This is a genomic window from Cupriavidus sp. WS (assembly GCF_000395345.1).
Classification (GTDB): Bacteria; Pseudomonadota; Gammaproteobacteria; order Burkholderiales; family Burkholderiaceae; genus Cupriavidus; species Cupriavidus basilensis_B.
The window spans coordinates 51,489-76,567 of record NZ_AQPL01000012.1 but is presented as its reverse complement, the minus strand read 5'-3'; the positions used below and the strand labels follow the sequence as shown (position 1 = coordinate 76,567).

Annotated in this window: 33 protein-coding genes; 29 read left to right on the top strand and 4 right to left on the bottom strand. The window is 63.3% G+C overall.

Going from position 1 to position 25,079, the window contains the following annotated elements:
- Nucleotides 1-79 precede the first annotated feature (79 nt).
- On the bottom strand, nt 80-277 hold the full coding sequence (locus K206_RS0101020; RefSeq protein ID WP_020200546.1) for a hypothetical protein: 198 nt from the start codon (nt 275-277) through the stop codon (nt 80-82).
- Nucleotides 278-394: 117 nt separating this feature from the next.
- On the opposite strand from K206_RS0101020, the gene K206_RS0101015 reads away from it, so the two are divergent.
- From K206_RS0101015 to K206_RS0100880, 29 genes are all read left to right on the top strand, one after another.
- A complete protein-coding gene (locus K206_RS0101015; protein ID WP_029043081.1) occupies nt 395-943 on the top strand; it encodes a hypothetical protein in 549 nt (182 codons plus the stop codon).
- Nucleotides 943-2,904: a phage terminase large subunit family protein gene (locus tag K206_RS0101010; RefSeq protein WP_020200544.1), complete on the top strand. Its 1,962-nt coding sequence runs from the start codon at nt 943-945 to the stop codon at nt 2,902-2,904. Before K206_RS0101015 ends, K206_RS0101010 begins: the two co-directional genes overlap by 1 nt.
- 17 nt (nt 2,905-2,921) lie before the next feature.
- Complete coding sequence (locus K206_RS0101005; RefSeq protein WP_020200543.1) at nt 2,922-3,413, top strand: hypothetical protein; 492 nt, start codon at nt 2,922-2,924, stop codon at nt 3,411-3,413.
- Nucleotides 3,413-3,805: a hypothetical protein gene (locus K206_RS0101000; protein ID WP_020200542.1), complete on the top strand. Its 393-nt coding sequence runs from the start codon at nt 3,413-3,415 to the stop codon at nt 3,803-3,805. Before K206_RS0101005 ends, K206_RS0101000 begins: the two co-directional genes overlap by 1 nt.
- Complete coding sequence (locus tag K206_RS0100995; protein ID WP_009521720.1) at nt 3,805-4,026, top strand: phage head-tail joining protein; 222 nt, start codon at nt 3,805-3,807, stop codon at nt 4,024-4,026. Before K206_RS0101000 ends, K206_RS0100995 begins: the two co-directional genes overlap by 1 nt.
- A 2-nt stretch (nt 4,027-4,028) precedes the next feature.
- Nucleotides 4,029-5,561, top strand: coding sequence for a phage portal protein (locus K206_RS0100990; RefSeq protein WP_029043080.1), 1,533 nt, complete (start codon nt 4,029-4,031; stop codon nt 5,559-5,561).
- A 1-nt stretch (nt 5,562) separates the two neighbouring features.
- Entirely contained in the window at nt 5,563-6,870 is a 1,308-nt protein-coding gene (locus K206_RS0100985) for a S49 family peptidase (protein ID WP_020200540.1), read from the top strand.
- Nucleotides 6,871-6,873: 3 nt separating this feature from the next.
- Nucleotides 6,874-7,251, top strand: coding sequence for a head decoration protein (locus tag K206_RS0100980; protein ID WP_020200539.1), 378 nt, complete (start codon nt 6,874-6,876; stop codon nt 7,249-7,251).
- 87 nt (nt 7,252-7,338) lie between these two features.
- Complete coding sequence (locus K206_RS0100975; RefSeq protein ID WP_020200538.1) at nt 7,339-8,361, top strand: major capsid protein; 1,023 nt, start codon at nt 7,339-7,341, stop codon at nt 8,359-8,361.
- On the top strand, nt 8,361-8,639 hold the full coding sequence (locus K206_RS0100970; protein ID WP_009521715.1) for a hypothetical protein: 279 nt from the start codon (nt 8,361-8,363) through the stop codon (nt 8,637-8,639). The genes K206_RS0100975 and K206_RS0100970 overlap by 1 nt, the downstream gene beginning before the upstream one ends.
- 10 nt (nt 8,640-8,649) lie before the next feature.
- Nucleotides 8,650-9,075 (top strand): hypothetical protein, encoded by a 426-nt coding sequence (locus tag K206_RS0100965; protein WP_029043079.1) that lies wholly within the window; start codon nt 8,650-8,652, stop codon nt 9,073-9,075.
- A gap of 7 nt (nt 9,076-9,082) precedes the next feature.
- The gene (locus tag K206_RS41240) at nt 9,083-9,295 is read left to right on the top strand and encodes a hypothetical protein (RefSeq protein ID WP_081651273.1); all 213 of its coding nucleotides are present in this window, start codon (nt 9,083-9,085) and stop codon (nt 9,293-9,295) included.
- Between the two features lie 2 nt (nt 9,296-9,297).
- Nucleotides 9,298-10,050: a hypothetical protein gene (locus K206_RS0100960; RefSeq protein WP_020200535.1), complete on the top strand. Its 753-nt coding sequence runs from the start codon at nt 9,298-9,300 to the stop codon at nt 10,048-10,050.
- Nucleotides 10,050-10,451 carry a hypothetical protein gene (locus tag K206_RS0100955; protein ID WP_029043078.1) on the top strand — a complete coding sequence of 134 codons (402 nt, stop codon included), beginning with the start codon at nt 10,050-10,052 and terminating at the stop codon, nt 10,449-10,451. The genes K206_RS0100960 and K206_RS0100955 overlap by 1 nt, the downstream gene beginning before the upstream one ends.
- A gap of 29 nt (nt 10,452-10,480) precedes the next feature.
- The gene (locus K206_RS43540) at nt 10,481-10,636 is read left to right on the top strand and encodes a hypothetical protein (protein ID WP_020200533.1); all 156 of its coding nucleotides are present in this window, start codon (nt 10,481-10,483) and stop codon (nt 10,634-10,636) included.
- A gap of 3 nt (nt 10,637-10,639) precedes the next feature.
- Nucleotides 10,640-11,281 carry a DUF6441 family protein gene (locus K206_RS0100945; RefSeq protein WP_020200532.1) on the top strand — a complete coding sequence of 214 codons (642 nt, stop codon included), beginning with the start codon at nt 10,640-10,642 and terminating at the stop codon, nt 11,279-11,281.
- Nucleotides 11,281-13,986: a hypothetical protein gene (locus K206_RS0100940; RefSeq protein ID WP_020200531.1), complete on the top strand. Its 2,706-nt coding sequence runs from the start codon at nt 11,281-11,283 to the stop codon at nt 13,984-13,986. Before K206_RS0100945 ends, K206_RS0100940 begins: the two co-directional genes overlap by 1 nt.
- A gap of 19 nt (nt 13,987-14,005) precedes the next feature.
- Complete coding sequence (locus K206_RS0100935; protein ID WP_020200530.1) at nt 14,006-15,064, top strand: hypothetical protein; 1,059 nt, start codon at nt 14,006-14,008, stop codon at nt 15,062-15,064.
- Complete coding sequence (locus K206_RS0100930) at nt 15,061-16,632, top strand: hypothetical protein (RefSeq protein ID WP_020200529.1); 1,572 nt, start codon at nt 15,061-15,063, stop codon at nt 16,630-16,632. Before K206_RS0100935 ends, K206_RS0100930 begins: the two co-directional genes overlap by 4 nt.
- Before the next feature lie 5 nt (nt 16,633-16,637).
- Nucleotides 16,638-17,426 carry a DUF2163 domain-containing protein gene (locus K206_RS0100925; protein WP_020423612.1) on the top strand — a complete coding sequence of 263 codons (789 nt, stop codon included), beginning with the start codon at nt 16,638-16,640 and terminating at the stop codon, nt 17,424-17,426.
- Nucleotides 17,427-17,444: 18 nt separating this feature from the next.
- The gene (locus K206_RS0100920) at nt 17,445-17,672 is read left to right on the top strand and encodes a hypothetical protein (protein ID WP_009521704.1); all 228 of its coding nucleotides are present in this window, start codon (nt 17,445-17,447) and stop codon (nt 17,670-17,672) included.
- Nucleotides 17,669-17,884 carry a hypothetical protein gene (locus K206_RS0100915; protein WP_020200527.1) on the top strand — a complete coding sequence of 72 codons (216 nt, stop codon included), beginning with the start codon at nt 17,669-17,671 and terminating at the stop codon, nt 17,882-17,884. Before K206_RS0100920 ends, K206_RS0100915 begins: the two co-directional genes overlap by 4 nt.
- On the top strand, nt 17,884-20,154 hold the full coding sequence (locus K206_RS0100910) for a phage tail protein (RefSeq protein ID WP_029043077.1): 2,271 nt from the start codon (nt 17,884-17,886) through the stop codon (nt 20,152-20,154). The genes K206_RS0100915 and K206_RS0100910 overlap by 1 nt, the downstream gene beginning before the upstream one ends.
- A complete protein-coding gene (locus K206_RS0100905; protein WP_020200525.1) occupies nt 20,154-20,762 on the top strand; it encodes a hypothetical protein in 609 nt (202 codons plus the stop codon). The genes K206_RS0100910 and K206_RS0100905 overlap by 1 nt, the downstream gene beginning before the upstream one ends.
- 3 nt (nt 20,763-20,765) lie before the next feature.
- A complete protein-coding gene (locus K206_RS0100900; RefSeq protein WP_029043076.1) occupies nt 20,766-21,116 on the top strand; it encodes a DUF2793 domain-containing protein in 351 nt (116 codons plus the stop codon).
- A gap of 77 nt (nt 21,117-21,193) precedes the next feature.
- Complete coding sequence (locus K206_RS37260; RefSeq protein WP_020200523.1) at nt 21,194-21,499, top strand: DUF6127 family protein; 306 nt, start codon at nt 21,194-21,196, stop codon at nt 21,497-21,499.
- Nucleotides 21,496-21,972, top strand: coding sequence for a hypothetical protein (locus K206_RS0100890; protein WP_020200522.1), 477 nt, complete (start codon nt 21,496-21,498; stop codon nt 21,970-21,972). The genes K206_RS37260 and K206_RS0100890 overlap by 4 nt, the downstream gene beginning before the upstream one ends.
- Nucleotides 21,969-22,436: a lysozyme gene (locus tag K206_RS0100885; RefSeq protein ID WP_020200521.1), complete on the top strand. Its 468-nt coding sequence runs from the start codon at nt 21,969-21,971 to the stop codon at nt 22,434-22,436. The genes K206_RS0100890 and K206_RS0100885 overlap by 4 nt, the downstream gene beginning before the upstream one ends.
- Before the next feature lie 79 nt (nt 22,437-22,515).
- Nucleotides 22,516-22,806: a hypothetical protein gene (locus K206_RS0100880; RefSeq protein WP_020200520.1), complete on the top strand. Its 291-nt coding sequence runs from the start codon at nt 22,516-22,518 to the stop codon at nt 22,804-22,806.
- Between the two features lie 4 nt (nt 22,807-22,810).
- On the opposite strand, the gene K206_RS0100875 is transcribed toward K206_RS0100880, so the two are convergent.
- From K206_RS0100875 to K206_RS41235, 3 genes are read right to left on the bottom strand one after another with little or no spacing between them, the layout of a single operon-like run.
- Nucleotides 22,811-23,758, bottom strand: a complete 948-nt coding sequence (locus K206_RS0100875; RefSeq protein WP_029043074.1) for a COG2958 family protein — start codon at nt 23,756-23,758, stop codon at nt 22,811-22,813.
- 12 nt (nt 23,759-23,770) lie between these two features.
- On the bottom strand, nt 23,771-24,547 hold the full coding sequence (locus K206_RS0100870; protein ID WP_020200518.1) for a nucleotidyltransferase: 777 nt from the start codon (nt 24,545-24,547) through the stop codon (nt 23,771-23,773).
- Between the two features lie 4 nt (nt 24,548-24,551).
- Nucleotides 24,552-25,073: an SLATT domain-containing protein gene (locus K206_RS41235; RefSeq protein WP_081651277.1), complete on the bottom strand. Its 522-nt coding sequence runs from the start codon at nt 25,071-25,073 to the stop codon at nt 24,552-24,554.
- Nucleotides 25,074-25,079 lie beyond the last annotated feature (6 nt).

Sequence of the window (25,079 nt, the reverse complement as noted above, 5' to 3'; positions counted from 1 at the left end):
TGTGGTGGACGGTGATGTGATGAACGCGCTGTTCTCAAGTGAAGCCAAGCGCTTTTTGCTTGGCTTCTTCGCTTCGCAATCAGGTGTTGGCCTTGTCTGGCGGGTTGGCATTGCGCCCCTGCTCGAGACCCGCGTTGAAGGCGGCTTCAAGCGCATCGCGTAGGCACCAGACCGCCACATCGTGGAAATCGAGGCTGTCTGAGCGGCGGGTTTCCAGGGTTTCGATGCCCAGCTTGTTTTGCGCGATCTGGGTCAGGAGTTGTTCGAGCTTGCTCATGTCCGTGTCCTTTCATGGTGTTGATGACGAACGTATGAACGCGCTGTTCCAGATGGAAGCCAAGCTCAATTCGCATGAATGACGAACAAATGATTGAAGGTGCCCCGAAGGGGAAATATGGGTATTTCGATTCGTGCCTACGCACGCCACCGAGGGGTGTCCGATGCAGCGGTGCGCAAGGCCATCGCTGCTGGGCGGATCACGCCGGAGGCAGACGGAACGATTGATGCCGAGCGCGTCGACCGCGAGTGGGCGCGCAATTCCGATGCACCGCGCAATGGCACGGCCACCCGCGCGGTCAAGGTCGCCGTCCAGGAATCCAGCGGGGCCACAGGAGACGGGCAAGCAGCCTCATTGGCAACATCCGCAGCAGGTGGCACGTCCTTGTTGCAAGCGCGGACGGTCAACGAAGTGGTCAAGGCGCAAACCAACAAGGTGCGTCTGGCCCGACTCAAGGGCGAGCTGGTGGATCGGCCGCAGGCCATCGCCCATGTCTTCAAGCTGGCGCGCTCCGAACGCGATGCGTGGCTCAACTGGCCCGCACGCATCTCGGCACAAATGGCAGCCAAGCTCGGCGTCGATCCCCACACGATGCACATCGCCTTGGAGGCGGCGGTGCGTGAGCACCTGCAGGAACTGGGCGAGATGCGCCCGAGGGTGGATTGATGGACATGGATTACGAAGGCGCGGCAGAAATCGAACGCGCGTGGCGCGAAGGGCTGACTCCAGACCCGCTGCTCACCGTGTCCGAATGGTCAGATCGCCACCGGATGCTCTCCAGTAAGGCATCTGCCGAACCGGGGCGCTGGCGCACCAGCCGCACGCCGTACCTGAAAGCAATCATGGATTGCCTGTCGCCGACCTCCCCGGTCGAGCGCGTCGTGTTCATGAAAGCCGCCCAGCTTGGCGCGACGGAGATGGGATCGAACTGGATCGGCTACGTGATCCACCACGCGCCGGGCCCGATGATGGCGGTGTGGCCAACAGTAGAGATGGCCAAGCGCAACTCCAAGCAGCGGATTGATCCGCTGATCGAAGAGTCATCGGCATTGGCCGAACTGATTGCACCGGCGCGCAGCCGGGATTCCGGCAACACCATCCTGGCCAAGGAGTTCCGGGGTGGCGTGCTGGTGATGACTGGGGCCAACAGCGCGGTCGGACTGCGCTCGATGCCGGTGCGGTATCTGTTTCTCGACGAGGTCGACGGCTATCCGTTGGACGTTGAGGGTGAAGGGGATGCGATCTCGCTGGCCGAGGCGCGTACACGCACCTTCGCGCGGCGCAAGATCTTCATCGTCTCGACGCCGACGATCTCAGGGGCATCGGCTATCGAGCGCGAGTACGAGGCCAGTGACCAACGTCGCTACTTTGTGCCGTGTCCGCATTGCTCCCACCGTCAGTGGCTGCGTTTCGAGCAGCTGCGTTGGGACAGAGGGCAACCGGAGACCGCCGCCTACATCTGCGAGTCATGTGACACCGCGATTGCCGAGCACCACAAGACGTGGATGCTGGAGCACGGCGAGTGGCGCGCGATGATCACCGATGGCGCGGGTAAGACGGCAGGCTTCCACCTGTCGTCGCTGTACAGCCCGGTGGGCTGGCGTTCGTGGCGAGAGATCGCCGCTGCGTGGGAGGCCGCCGTCAGTAAAGAGTCGGGATCGGCCGCCGCCATCAAGACCTTCAAGAACACCGAGTTGGGTGAAACCTGGGTCGAGGAAGGCGAAGCGCCGGACTGGCAACGACTGGTCGAACGCCGCGAGGACTACCGCGTCGGCAGCGTGCCGCAAGGCGGTCTGCTCTTGGTCGGCGCGGCCGACGTGCAGAAAGATCGCATCGAGGCGTCGGTCTGGGCCTTTGGGCGCGGCAAGGAGTCCTGGCTGGTTGAGCACCGCGTGCTGATGGGTGACACCGCCCGCGACGCGGTATGGAAGCGCCTTGCTGAAATGCTGGCCGAAACCTGGACACACGCCTCCGGCGCGGCGATGCCGCTGGTGCGTTTTGCCTTGGATACCGGCTTTGCGACGCAGGAGGCCTACGCCTTTGTGCGGGCTTGCCGCGATTCGCGTGTGATGGCGGTCAAGGGGGTACCTCGTGGTGCAGCCTTGATCGGCACGCCGACCGCCATCGATGTCTCGCAGGGTGGAAAGAAGCTGCGCCGGGGCATCAAGGTGTACTCGGTGGCGGTCAGCATCGCCAAGCTCGAGTTCTACAACAACCTGCGCAAGAGCGCCGATGTTGGCGAGGACGGATTGACCACGGTGTTCCCGGCCGGGTTCGTCCATCTGCCCAAGATCGATGCTGAGTTCATCCAGCAACTCTGCGCGGAACAACTGATCACCCGCCGCGACCGCAACGGCTTCCCGGTGCGTGAGTGGCAAAAGATGCGTGAGCGCAATGAGGCGCTCGACTGCTACGTCTACGCCCGCGCGGCTGCATCGGCGGCGGGACTGGATCGCTTCGAGGAACGCCACTGGCGGGAACTGGAGCGACAACTGGGGCTGTCTAGTCCGCCAGCCCTTGAAACACCTACTGAATCGATCAACGAGGCCACCCAACGCGGTGGCCTCGCTGTTTCTGGCAACCGTAACACCGGTCGGCGCGTGATCAAAAGCCGCTGGCTGTCCTGACACATCAAGGAGAAAACATGAGTCTTGCTACCCGTATCGAAAGTCTGGTCATCCGCGTCGCGCAGGAGTTCAACGACGTCCGCGCCAAGGCAGGCAACCTGGCCAACCTCACCACCACCGATAAGTCGAATCTGGTCGCGGCCATCAACGAACTGAAAGCCGCCGTGGTGTCGTCGGCGGTGATCGACGATGCGCACGTCGCGGCCACGACCACGTACTCGTCCAACAAAATCGTCTCGCTGCTCGATGCGCTCAAGACCGAGATCTTGGGCGGTGCCGATGCCGCGTACGACACGCTGGTGGAAATCCAGCAACTGCTGCAGAACGGCACCAGTGGTCTGGATGCGCTGCTCGCTGCCGTGAACAACCGCGTGCGCTTCGATGCGGCGCAGTCGCTGACCGTCGCCGAACAACTCCAGGCGCGCAGCAACATCGGTGCCGTCGCGGCCAGTGATGTCGGCAACACCGACACCGATTTTGTCGCGGTCTTTGTGGGGGTGCTTGTCTGATGAGCCTCGCATCGCGCATCAGTGCGCTGGCCAGTCGTGTCGGGCTCGAGGTCAAGACCAAGATCGACGCAACCCACCCCGGTCTGGCCCGGGCGTGGGTGTGCTTCGGCTACGTCGGCAACCAGATCGTCGTGCGGTCGTCGCACAACGTGGCCAGCGTGACCCGGACGGCGGCGGGTCGCTACCGCGTGACCTTCACCGTTGCCATGCCCGACGCCAACTATTGCTGGACGGCACTCGCCCGCAGCAGCACCAACAGTGGCACGCAGCGCATTGCCATCGTGCGATCCAGCACCGACCTGAAGACCGCCCAGTACGTCGACATCAGTTGCGCCACCACGGCCGCATCGTTCGACGACTCCTCCGAAATCAACCTTACGGTGTTCCGCTGATGGCCTACACACAAGCACACCTCGACGCACTGGAAGCGGCGCTTGTCAAGGGCGAAAAGCGCGTGACCTTTGGCGACAAGACCGTCGAGTACCGCAGCGTCGATGAACTCCAGGCTGCCATTGCGGCGGTCAAGCGCGACCTCTTCGAGCAGGCCGTGGACACCGGACTGTGGCCTGGCGCGCCACGCCAGATCCGGGTCACCACCGGCAAAGGGTTCTGAACATGCGATGGTTTGACCGAATGCGTAGACGCGTCGGCATGAGTCTGCTTGGCGGCACCCCGTTCTATGACGGTATCGGTGGTGGCCGTCGCGCCCTGGCGTGGCAGATTGGCAATCCCGGTGCGGTTGCAGCGCTGGCGTTCACCCAGAACGAATTGCGCGCCAAGAGCCGCGATCTGGTACGCCGCAATGCCTGGGCAGCGGCAGGCGTCGAGGCCTTTGTCTCGAACGCCATCGGCACCGGCATCAAGCCGCAGAGCATGCTGGCTGATCAGCCCTTGCGTGAAGCCATTCATAGCCTGTGGTGGGACTGGTGCGAGGAGGCCGATGCCGCCGGACTGACTGATTTCTACGGACTGCAGGCCTTGGCCTGTCGCGCCATGCTCGAAGGCGGGGAATGTCTGGTGCGGCTGCGCTATCGCCGCCCGGAAGATGGCCTGCCGGTGGGCCTGCAATTGCAGTTGCTCGAACCCGAACACCTGCCAGCCACGCTGAATCAGGAATTGGCTTCGGGAAATGTGATCCGTGCGGGCATCGAATTCGACAAGCTCGGACGGCGGGTGGCTTACCACCTGTATCGCTCACACCCGGGTGATGGCTCACTGGCTCCGATGTCGGGCACTGGTGGCGTGGTGGGCGGTCTCGACACAGTGCGTGTCCCGGCCAGCGAAATCATTCACCTGTTTCGTCCCTTGCGGCCCGGACAGATCCGGGGAGAACCGTGGCTGGCGCGCGCACTGGTCAAGCTCAACGAACTCGACCAGTACGACGACGCCGAGCTCGTGCGCAAGAAAACCGCCGCGATGTTCGCGGGCTTCATCACGCGCCTGTCACCTGAGGACAACCTGATGGGTGAGGGACTGCCGGATGCCAGTGGTGCAGCATTGGCCGGGCTGGAGCCGGGCACGATGCAGATCCTGGAGCCCGGCGAGGACGTGAAGTTCAGTCAGCCTGCCGACGTTGGCGCGAGCTACGCCGAATTCCTGCGCATGCAGTTCCGGGCGGTGGCAGCGGCGATGGGCATCACCTACGAGATGCTGACCGGCGACCTGACGCAAGTGAACTACTCGTCGATCCGGGCCGGGTTGCTGGAATTTCGCCGCCGCTGTGAGGCCATCCAGCACGGCGTGATCGTCCACCAGCTGTGCCGCCCGATCTGGCGTGCCTGGATGGAGCAGGCGCTACTTGAAGGCGCGCTGGCGCTGCCGCAGTTCACCGAGAAGAAGCGCGACTACTTCGCGGCCAAATGGATTCCACAGGGTTGGCAGTGGGTCGATCCCAAGAAGGAATTCGACGCGATGCTGACCGCCATTCGCGCCGGGCTGCTGTCTCGCTCGGAAGCCATCTCGGCCTTCGGCTACGACGCCGAGGACATCGACCGCGAGATCGCCGCCGACAACCAGCGTGCCGATGCGCTCGGTCTGGTCTTCGACTCCGACCCGCGCCATGACAAAGCGCCCCAACCATCGACATTGGGCGCGCCCATGAATGCGGCCGCCACAGTGGCCGTGCCGCAAGACCAACAGGACAACTGACATGCAACTCGTTCATCTGGCGTCCCGCCTCTACGGGACGCCGCTCCTCATTGCGCGTCCCAAACTCGACGTGATCCTCTCCGTGCTGGGTTCCCGCATCGGCTTGCCCGATCTGGACATGGCGATGCCGCTGCCCATGCCGCGCCAGAACGCCACATCGGGTCAGGCGGGCATTGCCGTCATCCCGGTGGTCGGCACGCTGGTCAGACGTTCGATGGGTATCGAAGCCGCCTCTGGCCTGATGTCCTACGGCGAGATCGAAGCCCGACTGGATGCCGCGCTGGCCGACCCGCAGGTGGCGGGCATCCTGCTCGATTTGGACTCGCCCGGGGGCGAGGCCTCGGGTGTGTTCGAGTTGGCCGAGCGCATCCGCGCCGCCAGCACCATCAAGCCGATCTGGGCGCACGCCAACGATGCCGCGTACTCGGCGGCTTTTGCCATCGCGGCTGCCTGCCAACGCCTGACGCTGTCGCAGACCGCTGGCGTTGGGTCGATTGGCGTGATCGCGCTACACGTCGACCAGTCGGTGAAGGACGCCAAGGACGGCCTGAACTACACCGCTGTCTTCGCGGGCAGCCACAAGAACGATTTCTCCCCGCACGAGCCACTCACCCCCCAGGCCACCACCGCGTTGCAGACCGAGGTGGATCGCCTCTACGACATCTTCGTGAATCAGGTCGGACAGATGCGCGGCATCGATCCGGATGCCGTGCGCGCCACCGAGGCGGGGCTGTTCTATGGCGAGCAGGCGGTGGCAGCAGGCCTCGCCGACGCGGTGATGCCGTTTGATGCGGTGATGACCGAGTTCACCGACGCGTTGGCGGCCAAGCAGCGGTTGGCGCAGCCTGGCGTGGCCCGCGCCTCGCCGCGAAGCTTGTCCACTCAATCCATTTCAAACCCGCCCCGAAGCAAACCTTTCACCCTGGAGAACACCATGACCGACCCCAAAGACGACCACGAAAACCTTAAGCGTCCGGCCGACACCGACCCACAGGGCGACCAGTCGCAGACCGACAGCGATCTTGAACCGACGCCTGCCGCCCAAGCCGCATTGGCGCAGTCGTTCGCCAGCGGGCGCGGCCAAGCTCAGGCCATTGCAGAGATGTGCCTGATCGCGGGCCAATCCCAACGCACGGCGGAATTCCTCGCAGCAGGCTTCTCGGAAGCGCAGGTGCGCCGCGCCTTGCTCGACGCCCGTGCCGACCAACCCGAAATCGCCTCGCGCATCACCGCAGAGGCAGGAACCATTCAGCGCCCGGAAAACAGTCCGGTGGTCGCTGCCGTCAAGAAGCTCACCGCCAAGGAGTAAGCCATGCCCACTGTCTCTCAACCCAAGAATCTCGGCGACCTGTTGAAGTACGAAGCGCCGAATCTCTACTCGCGTGACCAGGACACCGTCGCGGCCGCGCAGAACCTGTCGCTGGGCACCGTGGTGGGTCGCGAAACGGCTACCGCCAAGCTCAAGGCCCTCGACCCGAGCGCCTCGGACGGCACGGAAACCGCCGTTGGCGTGCTCGGCAATGACGTCGATGCGACGCTGATCGACCGTGAGGACGCGATCCTGATCGCCCGCCACGCCATCGTCGCGCGCGGCGCATTGGTCTGGCCGACCGGCATCAGCACTGCGCACAAAGTGGCTGCCATCAAGCAACTCGCAGAACGTGGAGTCCTGGCCCGCGAGAGTGCCTAAAACCCGCGCCTGACGCACTTCCAACGCTCCGTTTCACTCCCCCCAAAACCCGCCGCTGGCGGGTTTCGTCATTTCTGGAGATCCCAAATGCAGAACCCTTTTGAAAACCCCGGCTTTTCGATGGCCAGCCTGACGGCCGCCATCAACCTCCTGCCCAACCGCTATGGGCGGCTGGAGCAACTCAACCTGTTCCCGGCCAAGCCGGTGCGCACCCGGCAGATCATCGTCGAGGAGTACGCCGGTCGTCTGAATCTGCTGCCCACCCGGGCGCCCGGTTCGCCCGGCACGGTGGGTGAGCGTGGCAAGCGCAACCTGCGCTCCTTCGTGATCCCGCACATCCCCCACGACGACGTGGTGCTGCCCGAGGAAGTGCAAGGACTGCGCGCCTTCGGTTCCGAAACCGAAATGGAAGCCATCGGCGGTGTCATGGCCCGCCATCTGGAGACCATGCGCAACAAGCACGCGATCACCCTGGAGCATCTGCGCATGGGTGCGCTCAAAGGCAAGATCCTCGACGCTGATGGCAGTGAGCTCGTCGATCTGTTCGACGAGTTCGACATCACTGCGCAATCGGTGTCCTTCGAGTTTTCGACGGCGGCCGACAACGGGCAAATCAAGACTGCCTGCCTCGAGTTGCTGGGCCTCATGGAAGATGGGCTCACTGGCGAGTTCTCGACCGGCGTGCATGTGCTGTGCTCGACCGAGTTCTTCCGGGCACTGACCACCCACAAGGAGGTCAAGACCGCCTACCAGAACTGGCAGCAGGGCGCAGTGCTGATCAACGACATGCGCTCGGGCTTCAGCTACAGCGGCATCACCTTCGAGGAATACCGTGGCCAGGCGTCCTTTGTGCAGGCCGACGGCACGCTGGGGTCGCGCCGCTTCATTGCCGCAGGGGAAGCCCATGCCTTCCCGGTCGGCACGGTGGATACCTTCGCGACCTACTTCGCGCCAGCGGACTTCAACGAGACCGTGAACACCATCGGCCAGCCACTGTATGCCAAGCAGGAGCCACGCAAGTTCGACCGGGGCACTGATCTGCACACGCAGAGCAACCCGCTGCCGATGTGCCATCGCCCTGGCGTGCTGATCAAGCTCGTTGCTGCCTGATGGATGTCGCGACGTTGTACGAGGCGGCCCGAAGTGCAGGACTGCTGACCGCCGTCACGGTGGCGGGCAGCACCGTGCACTGCGCCTTCCGTGCCCCCGACGAAACCGTGCTGGATGGTTTTGCGCTGTCGCGGGACTACCAGATCGACTACCCGGCGTCCTGGCTGACGCTGGCAGCCGGGGACACCGTCGAGGTGGCAGGCAATACCTATCAGGTGCGCGACGTGCGCGCCATCGGCGACGGCACCGAGCGTCGCGCCTCGCTCTCCCAACTCTGAGGAACTCCCCATGAACTCCGTCCGCGAGCGCGTCTTGCGGGAGATCGTCACGCGCCTGGCATCTGCGATTGCCCCGACACCGGTGCTACGCATGCCTGCCGTACCGGTCACCCGCGAGGCCAGTCCAGCGCTGCTGCTGTTCGTCGATGGCGACAGCATCACCGCCCACGCCAACCACCTGGTCGACCGGCTGCTGATCGTCCGGCTTGCCGTGGTGGCACGCGGTGCGGATGCCTTCGACGTCGCCGACCAGACGCTGGTCGCGGCCCACGCGGCAATGCTCGCCGACCCGAATCTGGGCGGTCTGGCCATCGCCGTGCGCGAGATCGACTGCGAATGGGAGTTCGACGACGCCGACGCCGGGGCCGTCGCGCTGCCTGCTCGCTACGAGATCCGCTACCGCACCCACGCCATCGACCTCACCCAAACAGGATGAACACCTTATGCAAACCCTCTCCATCGAACTACTGAAACCCCACACCCACGCAGGCAAGCGCCTCGCCGTGGGTGATCGCCTTGATCTGAATGACGCCAGCGCCCGCTGGCTGATCGCACAAGGCACGGCCAAAGCGGCCATCCCCGCCACCGATTCCAAACCCACCCGCCGTGAAGCCACATCCGGTGTTTCCACAACTGCAGCCACCCAAGGAGACTGAACATGGCTTACTTTTCTGGACAAGGCCGCGTCTACATCGGCGCACGCGATGACCTCGGCAATCCAGCAGGACTGACCTTCGTCGGCAACGTGCCCGAACTGAAGGTGTCGCTGTCGGTGGACACCATCGAGCACCAGGAAGCGCAGTCGGGTCAGCGCTTAACCGACCTGCAACTCATCAAGACCAAGAAAGGCGAGTTCGCCTGCACGCTGGAAGAGCTGATCGCCACCAATCTGGCGTTGGCGCTCTACGGCACCACGACCACGATCACTCCCGGTACGGTGACCGGCGAAGCATTGCCCCTCCCGGTCACGCCGGGCAGTCTGTACCCGCTGACCATGCAGAACGTGTCCGCCGTGCAGATTCAGGACTCCGATGCCACGCCCAAGACGCTCCCGGCCAGCCAATACAGCGTCAATGCCAAGCACGGTTCGCTGGTGGTGCTCGATGCCACGTCGGGCGGCCCGTACACCGAGCCGTTCACCGTCGACTACGCCTATGGCGCGGCGCAGAGCACGGCGATGTTCACCCAGCCGCTGCCCGAGCGCTGGATTCGCTTCGAGGGGCTCAACACCGCCGACGGCAACCGCGAGGTGGTGATCGACCTCTACCGCGTGGCCATCAACCCGGCCAAGGAGCTCTCGATCATCACGGACGAATTGCTCAAGTTCGAGCTGTCGGGCCAAGTACTGGCGGATCTGACCAAGCCGGTCGGTGGTGATCTCGGTCAGTTCGGTCGTCTGGTGCTGCTGTGATGGACGGCTTCAAGACCTTCCCCCCTGAGCCTGTGGTCGTGACGCTGTCCGGCACCGCGCTGGAACTGACGCCGATCCGGCTGGGTGAGTTGCCACGACTGCTGGCCGTGGTGCGCCCGCTGGCCGAGGAAATCACCAGCGATCCGGACTGGATGGCGCTGCTGGGGCGGCACGGCGATGCCGTGCTCGACCTGCTGGCGATCACCACCCGACGCGAACGCGCGTGGATCAACGATCTGTCACTGGAGGACGCCGTGCAACTGGCCGCCGCCGTGTTCGAGGTGAACGCGGATTTTTTCGTGGCGCACGTCGTGCCGAGCATTCAGGGCGCAGCCCAGCGACTCGCGCCGACGCTGCGCTCACTGACGAACTCGGGTGGGACGCTGCCGTCGCCCGCCTGATCCGCGCCGGTCACCGCCTCGGTGACTTGATGGGCTACACGCTCACGCAGGCGCAAGCCTTTCTGGATGCCGACGGACAGATCGAGCGGCAGCAACTGGCCCAGCTGCTCGGCATTCATGCCGTGGCAGCACAGGGCGAGAAGCGTGGGATCGAACAACTGCAACGCGATCTACTCAAGGACTGAGCCATGCGTCTCTCGCTCACCACCACCGGCCTGCTGGACCCGCGCCAGCTGGCGGCGTGGGGTGCGGAGCGGCGTCGTGCCATCCACGCTGCCGTCGCCAAGGGCATGCAATCGGGCGGGCGTGAAGTGCGTGACGCCGCGCGATCCGAGATGCGCAGCGCCTTCACCGTCAAACGCAACAGCTTCATCTCCTCGATGGGCGTGAAGGTATTCGACAAGAAGTCGGAGCAACTGCCCGCCTTGCTGGTGGGCAGCAAGATTCCGTGGCTCGGCCTGCACGAAAAAGGCGGCACGGTGAGCGGCAATTTGCTGATACCGCTGCTGCCCGGGCGCATCGGCCCCAAGCGCTTCAAGGCGGTCATCGATGGCCTGATGCGCTCGGGCAATGCCTTCTTCATCGAGAAGAACGGTCGCGTGCTGCTGATGGCCGAGAACATCAAAGAGAACGCCAGGCAGCTGGGCCGCTTCAAGCGGGCCGAGCGTGGTCGTACCGGGGCCAAGCAGATCAAGCGTGGCCAGGAGATTCCCATCGCCGTGCTGGTCAAGCGCGTCGATCTCAAACGACGACTGAATCTGGCGGTTGGCGTGCAACGCGCACTACCTGCCTTGGCGCGGGCGATTCAACAAGAACTGGACAAAGTCTGATGGCAAGCAATCGTGCCCAAATCCTGATCAGTGCCGTCGACCAGACCAAGACCGCTTTCGACTCGATCAAGCGGGGCCTGGGTGGCCTGACCGACACCGCCAAGAGCGTCAACGGCGTGCTGGCCAACCTCGGGGTGGCTGTCTCCGTGGCCGGTCTGACCGCGATGGTGAAATCGGCCATCGACACTGGCGACGCGCTGGACGAGATGTCGCAACGTGTCGGTGTCAGCGTCGAGACCCTGTCGGTATGGAAACCGGCAGCCGAACAGTCCGGTGTGTCGGGCGAATCGTTCGAGAAGGGGCTGCGCAAGCTGTCCACCACGATGCTGGAAGCCGCGACCGGGTCGGAAGATGCTGCTCGCGGATTCTCCGCCGTGGGCGTCGAGTTCAAGAACCAGGACGGCACCTTGCGCGCCACCGATCAGGTGCTGCTGGATCTGGCTGAGCGCTTCAAGGCCATGCCCAATGGTGCGGAGAAAACCGCCCTGGCCGTGCAACTGTTCGGCAAGTCGGGAGCAGAGCTGATCCCGTTCCTGAATCAAGGGCGCGACGGCATCAACGAGCTGGCTGCCGAGATGCAGGCGCTCGGCGTGCAGATGAGCAGTGAGACTGCAGCGCAGGCGGGCAACTTCAACGATGCGCTCGACAAGCTGAAGCTGGCTACCACCAGCATTGGCAACCAGATCATCGCCTCTTTGCTGCCTGCCTTGAACGACATGGCCGGTGGCATGGTCGAGTCGGCCAAGCAAGGCGGCACACTGCGCGCGATCCTGGATGGCGTGGTGCTGGTGCTCAAGACCCTGGCGCTCGGTGCCGCCACGGTTGGCAAGGCCTTCGTCGCCTTGGGCGAGGCCATTGGCGCGGGTGTCGCCGCCGCTGTGGAAGCGCTCAAGGGCAATGCCGACGGAGCGAAGGCCATCATTGCCGACCTCAAAGGCAATCTGGTCAAACGGTTGGATGAGCTGGCGTCCTTCCGGGACAGCCTGTTCGACCCCAAGCCCATCGAGGTCAAGGCACCCAAGATCCAGGCCGATCCGGAACTGCTGCAACGCCTGACCAAGCCCAAAGCCGTCAAGCCAGCGCAGGACACGACCGGCGCGCAAACCACGCTGATGAAAGCGCAGCTGGACGCCGAGTTCGCCCTGCTCAAGGACGGTCTGACCCGGCAACAAACTGCGCTGGATGCTGCGCTCGAGGACCGTCTGGTCTCGGTGCGCGACTACTACACGCAGAAAACGGCCATCGAGCAGCGCGAGGTCGATGCCGAGATTGCCCGCAAGCAGCAGGAGCTGGCCCGTAGTCAGCAAGTCGCCACCACGGGCAAATCGGAAAACGACCGCCTGCGCGCCAAGGCTGAAGTGGCCAAAGCGGAAGCCGACCTCATCACGCTCAACAACCGGCGCACAGACATCGAGCAGGCCAATGCGCGCAAGGCTGCGCAAGCCGAGCGTGAACTGGCCGATGCTTTGGCGCAGGCGCGTGAGGAACTGGCACAGATCACCGGCACAGCCACAGATGCCGACCGGCAGGCTGCCATCGAGCGCAGCTACCGCGACCTGCGGGCGCGTCTTGCTGCAGAAAGCGATACCGACGGCGTGTCGCTCGTTGACCGGCTGATCAACGTGAAGGCAGCGCAGGCCAATCTGGCGGCCTTGGAGGCCCAATGGCGGCAGGTCACCGAGCGTCTGCGCAATGCGCAGGAGGCCATTCAGACCCAGCAGCAGGCCGGTCTGCTCACCGAAGCGCAGGCCCGTCAGCAGATCGTGGCCTTGCAACAGCAATCAGCCACAGAGATGGAGCGCTTGTTGCCGACCATGCAGCAAGCCGCGCAGGCCATCGGGCCCGATGCGGTGATTCGCGTGCAGGCGTGGCGCAACGAGCTGGATCGCACCCGGCTTACCGTCGATGAAATGGCCCCGCTGTGGAACCGCATCGGTGAGAGCTTCGGCGGTGCGCTCAACGGGATGATCACCGGCGCGCAGACCTGGCGCAGTGCCTTGGCCAGCATTTTCCAGCAGGTGGCCGACGCCTTCCTGCAGCAGATCGTGATCCAGCCGTTTCAGCAGTGGATCGCCATGCAGGCGCGGATGCTGGCGCTCAAGCTCGGTTTCATCCAGCAGGAGCAAACCGTCGATGCGGCGGCCAGCGCCGCCAAGGTCGCCCAAAAGACCACCGAAACCACCGCCGTGGTGTCGATGGATGCGGCCAAGGCGGGAGCCGGGGCGGCGGCGTCGCAGGCTTCCATTCCCTACGTTGGCCCGGCACTCGCGGTGGCCGCGATGGTAGCCATGGTCGCCGCTGTGATGGCTCTCTTGGGTGGAATCAAGAAGTTCGCGGGTGGCGGTCTGGTCTCCGGCCCGGGTAGCGCCACGTCGGATTCGATCCCGGCGCGTCTGTCCGCAGGCGAGTACGTGGTGCGGGCGGCCGCCGTGCGCCAGGTCGGTGTGGCCTTCCTCGATTCGCTCAACGGCTTGTCGGCAGGCCCACGTTTCAAGGGTGGCGAATTGGCCTTCGCAGCGGGCGGGCTGGTACCGGAGGTGAAAGTGCCGCCCGCGCAGCCGCAGATGAATCAGGCGGTGCGCATCGTCAACGCGGTCGATCCGGGCGTGACCCACGACCACCTGCAGTCGCCTGCCGGAGAGAAAGTCATCGTCAACATCATCGGGCGCAATGCACGGGCCATCCGTGCGGCGCTGCAAGGCTGAATTTTCAGGGGAAAGTCCAATGGCACTTCTGTTCATCGACGGTTTCGATCACTACGACCCGCAGGCTGTGGACAGCTTTGGCGATCCGTGGCTCGCACGTGGCAAGGCGGCCTACCTGTCGCCGCAGGCCACCCGCATCAATGGCCGTCGTCCGTCCTCCTATGCCCTGCGTTTGCCGGAAGGTTCCGGGGGCGGCTACGTCAAGAACCTGGACGCCACCAAGACCAGCCTGATCGTCGGGGCGGCCATTCGGGTGGTGCCGTACCAGAACACCTACATCGAACCCTTGCTGCTCGGCGTGCGCGATGCCAACTCGCAGGTTGCACATTTGGTGAAGATCGGCGAGGACGGTCGGCTCAAGCTCTACCGCTGGCAATACGGCTACGACCAGCTGATCTCTGTATCAGTCGCCAGCGCTCCGGCGCGCGGCTGGCACTACATCGAGTTGCAGGTCACGCAGGGCACCAGCAACGGCATTCTGTCAGTGCGCATCAACGGCATCCTGGCCATCCAGATGACGGCGCAGAACACCATCCAAGGCGGTGGCCAACTGCTCACGGCATTCGTCGGCGCGGTCCCCGGCCAGAACTGTCCACTCACCATCGATGTCGACGACTTCTACATCGCCGACACCACCGGCACGATCAACAACACCTTTCTTGGCGACGTGCGCGTCGATGCCTTGCAGGCTCAGGCCGATGGCAGCCTGAACCAGTGGACAACCAGTCCGGTCGGCACTGCCGCATGGGAAGCCGTCAGTGACGAGGACGAGGCTACGGCAATCAGTGCGCCCAGCGTGGGGCTGCGTCAGTCCTTCGATGTCGAGCCGCTGCCGGTGATGGCCACGCCCGCCATCTACGGCGTGCAACTGACCATGCTGGCGCGCAAGACCGACGCCGGTCTGGGCAAGGTCAAAGGCCTCGTGGTCAGTGGTACGCAGAGCGCCGTCAGTACCGACATCATTCTGCAGGAGCAACTGGCGTGGCAGAGCACGCTGTTCGAGCGCAACCCGAACGGTAACGTGCAGTGGACGGAGGCCGCGTTCAATGCCGCTGAGTTCGGTGTGGAGTCGGCATGACGGATCGCGTCGTCGTTCAAGACATCGCGGAGGTTTCCAGCAAGCCGACGCCGGGAAGCGAACTGCCCGCCTTCCAGAGTGAAGTGCTCTTGCGTGCCACCTTTGGTGCGAGCGCAGCCCACTTCACGCCGGAATCGGCTGTGGCTCCGCTGCCACCCAATCTGGCGGCCAGCCTGCTGGCGGAATCCTTGGCAGGCCCCTGGCCACCCATCGATACACCGACCTTCTTGGTCGAAGTGCTGCGCCGGGATACGGCCTCAAGCGCCATCGTCGCCACTGGTATGGATGCCTTTGGCGACCAGCCGTGGCCGGATGCACAACGCGGCGTGTTTGCCTTCCGCCATGATTGGATGGAGCCCCTCGTGGAACGGCTGGAGTGGCAGACCAGCGTCACGCGGCTGGCCAGTGGCAATGAATCCCGTCAGGCACGCAGACGCGTTCCCCGGCGCTGGCTCACCTACAAGGTGGGTAACGCTCGTCAGACCGATGCCCTGGTGGCCGACTGGCTGGCCGATCATCTCGGTCAAATGGCGCTGTGGCCGCTGCCGCAGTACGCGGTTCATCTGACTGAGTCCTGCGAACGTGGCGCACTGGCACTCAACGTGACGGAGGCAGACGGGCGACAGTTCGGGCCACTCTCGGCCAATGTGCATCTGACCTACGACGGGGTGCAGGGCTGGCAGGAAATTGAGGGCAATGGCCGCTGGATCTTGATCAGCGCCGCCGATGGCTGGCAGATCGCCCAGCTCAGCGATGTGGAAAGCGACCTGCTGTGGCTGATGAAACCTTTGGCACGCGCCGCAGCCGTGGGCAGCACCGTCATGCCCTTGGTGTGGGGCAAGGCCATCGACCCGGCCGATCTCACGCAGTGGGTGCCGGGCATGGTCGGCGGCAACATTCCCACGCAGATCCAGCCTGCACCATTGCCCGACCAGGATGTCCTGGATGACCCATGGCTCGACGAGGCCCCGGTCTGGCCGGATGGCAACTGGCGTGACGATCCGACGACCGCCGCACAAGCCACGATCACCCGCCAGGACTTTTCGCCTGCAGATCCGTGGGTGCGCCGGGACGATCCGTGGTCGACCACTACCTTCCAGCGGCGCTATCTGGCCAGTTCACTGGATGAAATCGAAATCTGGCGGGCGCGGTTGTGGCGCACCCAAGGCCGTCTGGAAGCCTTCTGGCTGCCCGATGGTTTGGCCCCGATCCTGTGGGTGACCGCAGAGGCCGATTCCGAAGATGGCTTCCTGCGCGTGGATGGCAAAGACATCTCTGCGTTTTGGCATCGCCCCGCCGCCTGCTTGATCGTGCATCCGGACGGCTACCGGCAGTACGCCCTGACGGCGACCTGCCATCTGGATCAGGGCGGTGTGTTGGTGCTGCGCTCGGGCCTCGACGACTGGGTGCCCGAAGGCAGCCGCGTCATTCGTCTCGTGCGCTGCCGCCTCGATCACGACGCCATCGACTTGTACTGGCACAGCCCGACGTTGCTGGAGATCACCCTGACCGCGCGCCAGTTGCCCGAACCACGCGGCAATGACCGTCAAACCTACGAGGGAGAGTAAGCACTATGAGCCAGAACCCATTGCTGGAAGTCGAGCTATACGCCTTCGCCAGCGAAAGCGCGCAGTTCTATCTGACGCCGCACGAATTCGACGTCGATCTGGACGGCAATCTGTACGCAAGCCTGCCCATCGAACGCAACGAACTGGCGCTGGGAGCTGAAGCTGCGAAGGCTGGGCTGGATCTGAAACTGCCGCCGAGCTGCGATCTCGTGCGCCATCTGCTCGCCAACTCGCTGACCGGCGACACCACCTCGATCACCCTGCGTATCGGACGACGAGACACGTGGGGCGACTACTGGTGGATCTCCGGTACGCGCTGGATGGGCCGGGTGCTGGGCGTCGAAGTCGCTGACGATGTCGCTCGCGTTCGCTGCGAGTCGGCGCAGGTCAGCCTCAAGCGTATCGGGTTGCGGCGGCTCTACAGCCGCAAGTGTTCCCACGTGCTGTATTCAGCTGCCTGCGGCGCGTCACCGATTGCTGCCAGTGCCCTGGTGAGCAACAGCAATGGCCGCAACGTCGATCTCGACGGTGGCACGCCCGGCAGCGTCAGTGGTGGCTTGGCCGGTGGCTGGCTGCAAACCCCGGAAGGTGCCCGCCACATGATCGTCAATGACTACGGTGGCGGCGTCGAGTTGCTCTATCCGGTAGCCATTGAGGTCGGCACCGAAGTGCTGCTGACGGTCGGCTGCGACCACAGCACGGCCACGTGCGAGTCGCGCTTCGGCAACCTCGACAACTACGGCGGCTTTCCCGCCATCCCAAGCAAGAACCCGTTTTCGACCGGCGTGTTCTGAATCCCTGGAGAAATCGCCATGTGGTACCTCGTCGTCATCGTGGTGGCGGCGCTGGTTTCGGTCGCGCTCGCCCCGAAACCGCCCGAACCCAAACCGGCGTCCCTGTCCGACGTCGATGCCCCAACCGCAGAAGAAGGCCGACCGATTCCCGTCGTGTTCGGCACCGTGCTGCTGCGCGGCTCCAACGTCGTCTGGTACGGCGATCTGGAAGCCGATCCGATCAAGAAGAAAGGTGGCAAGAAATGACCACGCAGACCGTCATCACCATCGATCATGTGCGCGCCGTGGGCCTGTGCGTGAACGGCACGCGCACTTGGTTTGCGCGTCACGATCTAGATTTCCGCGCCTTTCTGCGGGATGGCTGTGACGCCGACACCCTGCTGGCCACCGGCGATGCAATGGCGCAGCGGGTGGTCGAGCACGCCCGCAATCAGTCCAGCCAGCGGGAGCACGGCTGATGGGTGGCAGCAGCAAATCGCAAACCGTTGGCTACCGCTACCGGATGGGGCTGCATCTAGCCCTGTGCCAAGGGCCGGTCGATGCCGTGCAGGAAATCCAGATGGGCGACCGTACAGCGTGGGGTGATGCCGACCGTGCGCCGCTACCGAACGGGCATGGGCTGACCAGTCTCTCCATCAACAAGCCCACCCTGTTTGGTGGTGACGAGCGTGAAGGCGGCGTGGTGGGCACCATCGATGTGCTGTCGGGCCATGCTGGTCAGGGGCGTAACGACTATCTGATGAGTCGCCTTGGGCCAGCCATTCCGGCATTCCGAGGCGTGCTGTCTTTGGTGGCGCGCAAGATCCTGTTTGCGGCCAACAACCCGTACATCAAGCCTTGGGCTGTGCGGGTGCGTCGCTTCAATGCCGGTTGGCATGACCATGCCTGGATGGGAGATTCCGAAGTCCGCATCTGGGATGAGGACGAAGGACAGGAGATTAGCGTCGGCATGAATCCGGCGCACATCCTGGTTCAGTGCCTCACCGATCCGCACTGGGGCATGGGCTATCCGCAGAGCACCATCGGCTGGAGTTTCTGGAATGCGGCATGGGCTTTGTCGAGTGAGGGCTTCGGCCTCAATTTGATCTGGACGCGCCAGCAGCCCATCGAGAGCTTCATCGGCCAGGTCATCGACCACATCGGCGGCATCCTCTACACCGATCCGGAGCAAGGCACGTTTGAGCTGAAACTGCTGCGCGACGACTACTGGATCGACAGCCTGCCGCAGTTGGGGCCTGACGAAATCGTCCGGCTGGAACGCTTCGAGCGTGCCCAGTGGGGCGAGCTACCCAATGAACTGACCGTCGTCTACACCGATTGGCAAACCGGCGGTGATGCGACGGTCACAGTCGAAAATCTTGCCGCCATCCAGTTGCAAGGCGGCGTGATCAATCAGCGCCGCGACTACCCGGGCGTCAACTACGGGCCACTCGCTGCCCGGCTGGCCTTGCGTGACCTGCGCGCCTTGGGTTCGCCGCTGGCCCGGATGAGTCTGACCGTGGCACGCGACACGCTGGAACGTGCGCCGCTGCCGGGCGATGTGTTCCTGCTGAACTGGCCGCGTTTGGGCGTAGACCAGATGGTGGTGCGTGTTACCGGCATCGATACCGGCACCTTGGGCGCGGCCGAGTGGCGCATCGAAGCGATGGAAGATGTGTTCGGGATGAGCAACACCGTGTTGTCGCCCCCGCCGCCGCACGTCGAAGATCCGACCATCGAACCTTTGCCCCCCGCCTTGGTGCTGTCCGTCGAGGTGCCGTATTGGGAACTGGCCCGGCGCTTGTCGCGCGCAGATCTGGCCTACCTGACCGACACCGACACCTATCTCGGTGCGCTGGCCGCCGCCGGTGGCACCGGGCAGTTGAACTGGCAACTGGCCACCGGCGCATCCGGCGGCGACCTCGCAACCGTCGTGGGTGAGGACTACGCACCACTGCTGACGCTCGATGCAGCCTTGCCTGCCAGCGAGGTCGATGCCATCGGTATGCCAGTGACGGCTATCAGCCAGCCGGAAAGACTGGCCGTGGGCGACTACGCCTATCTCGTGGATGCCAGTGGGTCGATTGCAGAGGTAGTTGCCGTCCTGGCCTTCGATGCCGCAGACGCGACCATCGATCTCGCACGCGGCATGCTCGACACCACGCCCCAAGCACATGCGTCGGGGACTCGACTGATCGGTGTTGGTGAATGGCTGGCATCGGAAGGTGCCGAACGCGCCCCGGGCGAGTCGGTGTTCGTGGGTGCGATTCCTCGCACATCGACCGATCAGGGAGATCCTGTGCTGGCCGCCAATGGGCAGCCGATGGTGCTGACCGGTCGGCAGGCTTTGCCGTATCCACCCGGTCGTATCCGCCTCAATGGCCAGACCGAGCCTGTCGTGGTGGCCGGTGACCTCACCGTCGCGTGGGTCCATCGCGACCGCACGCAGCAGACCGCCTATCTCGTGCAGCAAGACGAGGGCGACATCGGGCCGGAATTGGGCGTGAGCTACACGCTGCGTATCCGCAATCGCAACAGCGTGCTGGCGCACACCGAAACGGGACTGCTCGGCACCACCTTTACCTGGACGGCAACCGTGGCCGCGCTGGATGCCGGTGCGCTGGGCGACCGCATCACGGTGGAGATCAGCGCCGAGCGCGATGGTTTGAGCAGCTGGCAGCCGCAGGTGCGGGTCATGGATCGCGCGGGCTACGGCCTGCGTTGGGGACAGTATTGGGGAGGTGTGTGATGAAGGCGCGCATTGATGTTCATCTGCTCACCCTGAACGAACCTGCCGAATGGCGGGAGGCCTGCATCGCCAGTCTTGAAGGTGCGCCGATCCAGTTGCACGTTCTGCCCGGCATTCCAGGCCGTATCGGTGAGGCACGCGCGGTAGGCTATGCACAAGGCACGTTGCCGCTGTTGTCCTTTGTCGATCCCGACGATCTGTACGAAGCCAGTGCCTTCACACAACTGGCCGACGCGCTGGATGCTTGCCCGCAGGCCGTGATGGCCTACACCGACGAAGCGCTGACCGACGAAAACGGCCATGACATCGCCGTGCGTCGTCTGGCCTACAGCCGCTGGCAGCACGCGAACAGCGCCAGCCATGTGCACGGCCTGATCGTGATGCGTCGATCTGCCGTAGAAGCCGTGCTCAAAGAAACCACCGACCTCAACAACTTCGCCGACTGGCTGCTGACCCTGCTCGTAGCCAAGCGGGGCGGCGTGCTGTACCTACCCATCGTTGGCAGGCACTGGCGACAGCACCCGCATCAAAGCCACCGCACCGGCGACCCGGACGCTGTCCGGCGAATACGTCAAACCATCGGCCAAGCATTGAATCTCTGGAGATAAACCATGTCATTAACCGACCCAAACCTGGGACTCAATTACGGCTGGACGCTCGGCGAAAGTGGCTGGGACACCGGCATGGACACCAACCTCAAGCGCCTCGGCGCGGTGGTCGGCCTGTCCGTGAAAGACCGCGACCTGACCACGCCACCTGCCAGCCCCGCCAACGGCGACCGCTACATCGTGCCTGCTGCTGCCACGGGTGTGTGGGCAGGCAAAACGAACCAGATCGCCGTGCGCATTGCCGATGCCTGGGAGTACCACGTTCCCAAGATTGGCTGGCTTTGCTACATCGAGGACGAGGCCAAGCTCTCAGCCTACAAGTCCACCGGCTGGAGCGCTGGCATCGCCATCTGAATTCCCTTCTTCGTACCCACCAGAAACCCGCCCATGTGTTCACGCACTGGGCGGGTTTCGCCTTTCTGGAGACTGCTATGACCGAACCCGAACAACAACAGCCTGCGCTCGTCGAGAACATGCTGCTCTTGCGACGCGAGGACTTCGACGAACTGCTCGACCGCGCCGCTGAACGCGGAGCCGAACGTGTCCTGACCCATCTCGGCCTGGAAAACGGCCACGCAGCGCGCGACATTCGTGAACTGCGCGATCTGCTGGAGGCTTGGCGTGACGCCCGCCGCACGGCTTGGCAGACCACCGTCAAGGTCATCACCACCGGCATCCTGGCCGCGCTGCTGGTCGGTGCCGCCATCAAGCTCAAACTGATGGGAGGCCCGCAATGATCGAGACCTTGCTCGGTGGTCTCCTCGGTGGGGCCTTCCGTCTCGCACCTGAAATCCTCAAGTGGCTCGACCGCAAGGGGGAGCGCGGCCATGAACTGGCGATGCAGGACAAGGCGCTGGAGTTCGAGAAGCTGCGTGGCGCGCAGCGAATGTCGGAAATCGGCGCGGGAGCCGATGCCGCGTGGAACGTCGGAGCCATCGAAACACTGCGAGAAGCCGTTCGCACGCAGGGCGAAAAAACCGGCGTGCGCTGGGCCGATGCCCTGTCTTGCAGCGTTCGCCCGGTCATCACCTACTGGTTTATGGCCTTGTACTGCGCCGCCAAGACGGCCGCATTCGCGGCTGCAGTGACTGCAGGTGCTGGCTGGGGCACGGCCATCCTGCATGCCTGGACGGAGGCCGATCAGGCGCTGTGGGCCGGGGTGCTGAACTTCTGGTTCCTCGGGCGCGTGTTTGACCGGGTGCGGCCGTGACCGAGGTACCGAAGGCGGCCATCGAACTGGCTAAGCGCTTCGAGGGGTTTGAGCGCAGGGTGAAGCGCGGAATCGAGATCACTGCCGTTCCATACATCTGCCCCGCAGGCTTTTGGACGATTGGGTACGGCCATCTCTGCGATTCCAAGCACCCACCGATTACGGAGACGGAAGCAGAGGTCTATCTGGCGCGCGATCTCCAATCGGCACTCGCTGCCACGCTGCGCTACTGCCCGGTGCTGGCCACCGAGCCCGAGGGGCGGCTCGCGGCAATTGTGGACTTCACGTTCAACCTTGGCGCCGGACGGTTGCAGACGTCGACACTGCGACGGCGCATCAACCAGCGGGACTGGGCTGCCGCCGCAACGGAGCTGCGACGCTGGGTCTATGGCGGCGGGAAAGTGTTGCCGGGACTCGTTACGCGGCGAGAGGCTGAGGCCGCTTGGCTGCTACGCAACGTGTGATTTCAAACCGCGCAGAAGATCTTGGCTTCGCTGCCGAACAGCGCGTTCATGTCATCCATGCCAACACGGAGTATCAACCATGAGTAACCGATTCAAGCACGCCGTCATTGACGACGTCACCTCACGCAACATTGACGCCAGCCTACAAGACAACCTGCTTGACCTGTTTGAGTCGGCCATGAAGTCGGTGGCCACGACACTGGTGCGTGAGGCCAAATTCGACACCACCGACTTCGCCACCGCCAAGGGGCGCGACTGCGAGGGGTTCACGCTGCTGGTGAGCCGCACGCGCGCCGACTCGCGCGACGGCTGGTTCGGGGCGTTTCAGCGTGGCGATGAACGCCTCGACGTGATCGGCCATCTGGAATAAACCGTCAGTCCTCCGTCGCGGGAACATCCCAGTCCGCCGGACGCGCCTCGCCGGTCTGGTAGAACTGTTTCACCAGCTTCACGTACTCCAAAAAGTCCCTGTTCTCCGTGGCCAGCCGATTGGCCATGTCCCAATCGATCTCGTCGCGCTCACGCGCCGGAATCAGCACCTGACTGTCGGCAGGGTTGTCGACGTCCAGCTTGATGAAGCCAATGCCGTGGGCCGCGAAGAGCATCCGCAGTTCCTTCAGTGTGTCGGTGCCGCCGATTTCCGCAGCAACCAGATAACCGAAGTTGGCCCAGGACGAGTTCGATACGGCCTGAAAAAAGCACTCGCGCACGTTCGAACGATTGATCAGCAGCTTGACCTCGAACGACCACAACTTGGTGCGCTTGTCGGAATACTGGTTGACGCAGTCGCGAACCTCCTGATGCCAGTCCGCGCCCAAATCCTCCATGCCGACCACGTCCGGGTACAGCCAGCGATTGCCATTGGGCCCGCGCTTGTTGGATGAACGCTTCTCGTCGATGCGTTTGGAGAAGACGCCGAACTCCTCCCACAGGTATTGCGACAACAATGGGTACAGCGCGTGTTCGTCAATCTTTAACGCATTGGCATCTGCAGCCGCCGACGTACCTTCGCTTTCCACCGCCGCCACTTCGGCGCTGTCCGAGCGCTCCGAGTAGTAGTACTTGCGCGGCCGTCCCTCTGTCGTTTTCAGCTCTGGGTGCTTCGTTTGCATGCGCGGGCGCTGCGAACTGATTTCTGCGACGAGCTGCTGCACCAGATCCGCATCAGACTTGATGTAGTCCCCACGGCTGTTGGCCCGCTTTTCCTGGCACTCATCCGGATAGGTGGCAAATACCCATTCGGCAATTTGCCGAGCAGTGAATTTTTCCTCGGGGCGTTCCTTCAGGTAGCCGATGACGGCCTTTGCGAGATTTAATGCCATTTCAATACCCCCTCAGAGCCTGAACAACTTCTTGACCTCATTCTCAGCCGTTACCGGCATCTGGTCTTTCTCGCATTGCCTGACCTTGGCCACAATAGTTTTTGCACGCGTGATTTCATTATTGACTCGTTGCGAGTAAGACGAGTCGGTGCTCAGATTGTCGATTACCGAAAACAGGTAGTCCTTTTGATTCGACTGGAACCAAAAGCCTTGACCACAAATCCACTTCTCCATCGCAAATGAATCGAATGGAAATCCGCTGGCCGCATTCCAATATTTCATCAGACGAATAGTTGGCTTGATCAAAGAGTTGTTGTCCTTGTTCTTTGCTTCAAGAGTGGCGTTGAAGTCGTTCGGATTCGTGGTCATCCAACCGCCTGACCCGTTGGGAATCTGAAGCTCGCCGAGCCACGTTTTTGTCGCGGGCACCAGATCGAACTTGATGTGGTTCAACTCGAGAACAATGGTCGGGCTGGACTGATAGATTTCCGATGAGCCGTACCGTTTTTCGACAAAAGTCTTCAACCTATTCAGGTAAGTCTGCGGCGTGGCGCTGCCATCGCTGAAGACCACCATGTAATCAATATCGGACTGTTCGTCCATTGAGCGCGGCAGGATCGTGCCTCGCGTTGAAGAGCCGAATCGGAAATGCTGCGCAATTACGCCGCTGTCAAAGTGCAGCGCCATCCGCGATTGAAGTGTTGTGATCGAAGTCGTGATCGACGACTGCTCAGTTGTGGAGAGCACGGCACTGCTGGCCGTGTCCGTCAGAAAACTCAATACCGACATCCTGTCATTTCTCCTTGTCCACTTTGTGGGTGGCTTCGCCTTCTTCTATGCCTTTGCGTGCAGCCACAAATGCGTGCCGTGGAATGCTCGGGCTCTTCTGGTTCAGCTCATTGCGTGCAGAGGAAAGAGCCTTCAATCGCTCAGGAAGCTCTCCCAGCCGATCACTCTCAAGCAATTCGATCTCGCGAAAAAAGCGGGCTTCATTCCGAAGAGCCAAAAACTGTCCGGCAGCTGCCCGGTGCATTGCAGCGCGCTCATTGGGCTTGAGAAAGGTCATCAACCCCGTCAGTAGCGACGCCAGCAAGGTAAAGGCACTGGCCCACTCAGGTTGGCTTTTGACCAACGCGGCACCTGCAATCGCACCAAGAGCGGTTGCTGGCACACCGAGCCAGTAGTTGCGCCGAACCCATGTGTCTTCGGCATTGAAATGCCCCTTGCTCGAATACAGGGCGTCTTCTTCCAGTCGCTCGGCCTCTCTGCAAAGCGCAGAAATTTTGGCTTGATCCTCTGGAGATATTCCGGTCATCGCGTC

Coding starts and splice junctions, on each gene's coding strand:
- K206_RS0101015 (WP_029043081.1), top strand. CDS start 395: ATGGGTATTTCGATTCGTGCCTACGCACGCCACCGAGGGGTGTCCGAT.
- K206_RS0100955 (WP_029043078.1), top strand. CDS start 10,050: ATGGACGGCTTCAAGACCTTCCCCCCTGAGCCTGTGGTCGTGACGCTG.
- K206_RS0100920 (WP_009521704.1), top strand. CDS start 17,445: ATGTGGTACCTCGTCGTCATCGTGGTGGCGGCGCTGGTTTCGGTCGCG.
- K206_RS0100925 (WP_020423612.1), top strand. CDS start 16,638: ATGAGCCAGAACCCATTGCTGGAAGTCGAGCTATACGCCTTCGCCAGC.
- K206_RS0100995 (WP_009521720.1), top strand. CDS start 3,805: ATGGCCTACACACAAGCACACCTCGACGCACTGGAAGCGGCGCTTGTC.
- K206_RS41240 (WP_081651273.1), top strand. CDS start 9,083: ATGCAAACCCTCTCCATCGAACTACTGAAACCCCACACCCACGCAGGC.
- K206_RS0100935 (WP_020200530.1), top strand. CDS start 14,006: ATGGCACTTCTGTTCATCGACGGTTTCGATCACTACGACCCGCAGGCT.
- K206_RS0100990 (WP_029043080.1), top strand. CDS start 4,029: ATGCGATGGTTTGACCGAATGCGTAGACGCGTCGGCATGAGTCTGCTT.
- K206_RS0101010 (WP_020200544.1), top strand. CDS start 943: ATGGACATGGATTACGAAGGCGCGGCAGAAATCGAACGCGCGTGGCGC.
- K206_RS0101005 (WP_020200543.1), top strand. CDS start 2,922: ATGAGTCTTGCTACCCGTATCGAAAGTCTGGTCATCCGCGTCGCGCAG.
- K206_RS0100870 (WP_020200518.1), bottom strand. CDS start 24,547: ATGTCGGTATTGAGTTTTCTGACGGACACGGCCAGCAGTGCCGTGCTC.
- K206_RS0100940 (WP_020200531.1), top strand. CDS start 11,281: ATGGCAAGCAATCGTGCCCAAATCCTGATCAGTGCCGTCGACCAGACC.
- K206_RS0100960 (WP_020200535.1), top strand. CDS start 9,298: ATGGCTTACTTTTCTGGACAAGGCCGCGTCTACATCGGCGCACGCGAT.
- K206_RS0100900 (WP_029043076.1), top strand. CDS start 20,766: ATGTCATTAACCGACCCAAACCTGGGACTCAATTACGGCTGGACGCTC.
- K206_RS0100930 (WP_020200529.1), top strand. CDS start 15,061: ATGACGGATCGCGTCGTCGTTCAAGACATCGCGGAGGTTTCCAGCAAG.
- K206_RS0100975 (WP_020200538.1), top strand. CDS start 7,339: ATGCAGAACCCTTTTGAAAACCCCGGCTTTTCGATGGCCAGCCTGACG.
- K206_RS0100905 (WP_020200525.1), top strand. CDS start 20,154: ATGAAGGCGCGCATTGATGTTCATCTGCTCACCCTGAACGAACCTGCC.
- K206_RS0100945 (WP_020200532.1), top strand. CDS start 10,640: ATGCGTCTCTCGCTCACCACCACCGGCCTGCTGGACCCGCGCCAGCTG.
- K206_RS0100985 (WP_020200540.1), top strand. CDS start 5,563: ATGCAACTCGTTCATCTGGCGTCCCGCCTCTACGGGACGCCGCTCCTC.
- K206_RS0101000 (WP_020200542.1), top strand. CDS start 3,413: ATGAGCCTCGCATCGCGCATCAGTGCGCTGGCCAGTCGTGTCGGGCTC.
- K206_RS0101020 (WP_020200546.1), bottom strand. CDS start 277: ATGAGCAAGCTCGAACAACTCCTGACCCAGATCGCGCAAAACAAGCTG.
- K206_RS41235 (WP_081651277.1), bottom strand. CDS start 25,073: ATGACCGGAATATCTCCAGAGGATCAAGCCAAAATTTCTGCGCTTTGC.
- K206_RS0100910 (WP_029043077.1), top strand. CDS start 17,884: ATGGGTGGCAGCAGCAAATCGCAAACCGTTGGCTACCGCTACCGGATG.
- K206_RS0100875 (WP_029043074.1), bottom strand. CDS start 23,758: ATGGCATTAAATCTCGCAAAGGCCGTCATCGGCTACCTGAAGGAACGC.
- K206_RS43540 (WP_020200533.1), top strand. CDS start 10,481: ATGGGCTACACGCTCACGCAGGCGCAAGCCTTTCTGGATGCCGACGGA.
- K206_RS0100980 (WP_020200539.1), top strand. CDS start 6,874: ATGCCCACTGTCTCTCAACCCAAGAATCTCGGCGACCTGTTGAAGTAC.
- K206_RS0100915 (WP_020200527.1), top strand. CDS start 17,669: ATGACCACGCAGACCGTCATCACCATCGATCATGTGCGCGCCGTGGGC.
- K206_RS0100965 (WP_029043079.1), top strand. CDS start 8,650: ATGAACTCCGTCCGCGAGCGCGTCTTGCGGGAGATCGTCACGCGCCTG.
- K206_RS37260 (WP_020200523.1), top strand. CDS start 21,194: ATGACCGAACCCGAACAACAACAGCCTGCGCTCGTCGAGAACATGCTG.
- K206_RS0100890 (WP_020200522.1), top strand. CDS start 21,496: ATGATCGAGACCTTGCTCGGTGGTCTCCTCGGTGGGGCCTTCCGTCTC.
- K206_RS0100880 (WP_020200520.1), top strand. CDS start 22,516: ATGAGTAACCGATTCAAGCACGCCGTCATTGACGACGTCACCTCACGC.
- K206_RS0100970 (WP_009521715.1), top strand. CDS start 8,361: ATGGATGTCGCGACGTTGTACGAGGCGGCCCGAAGTGCAGGACTGCTG.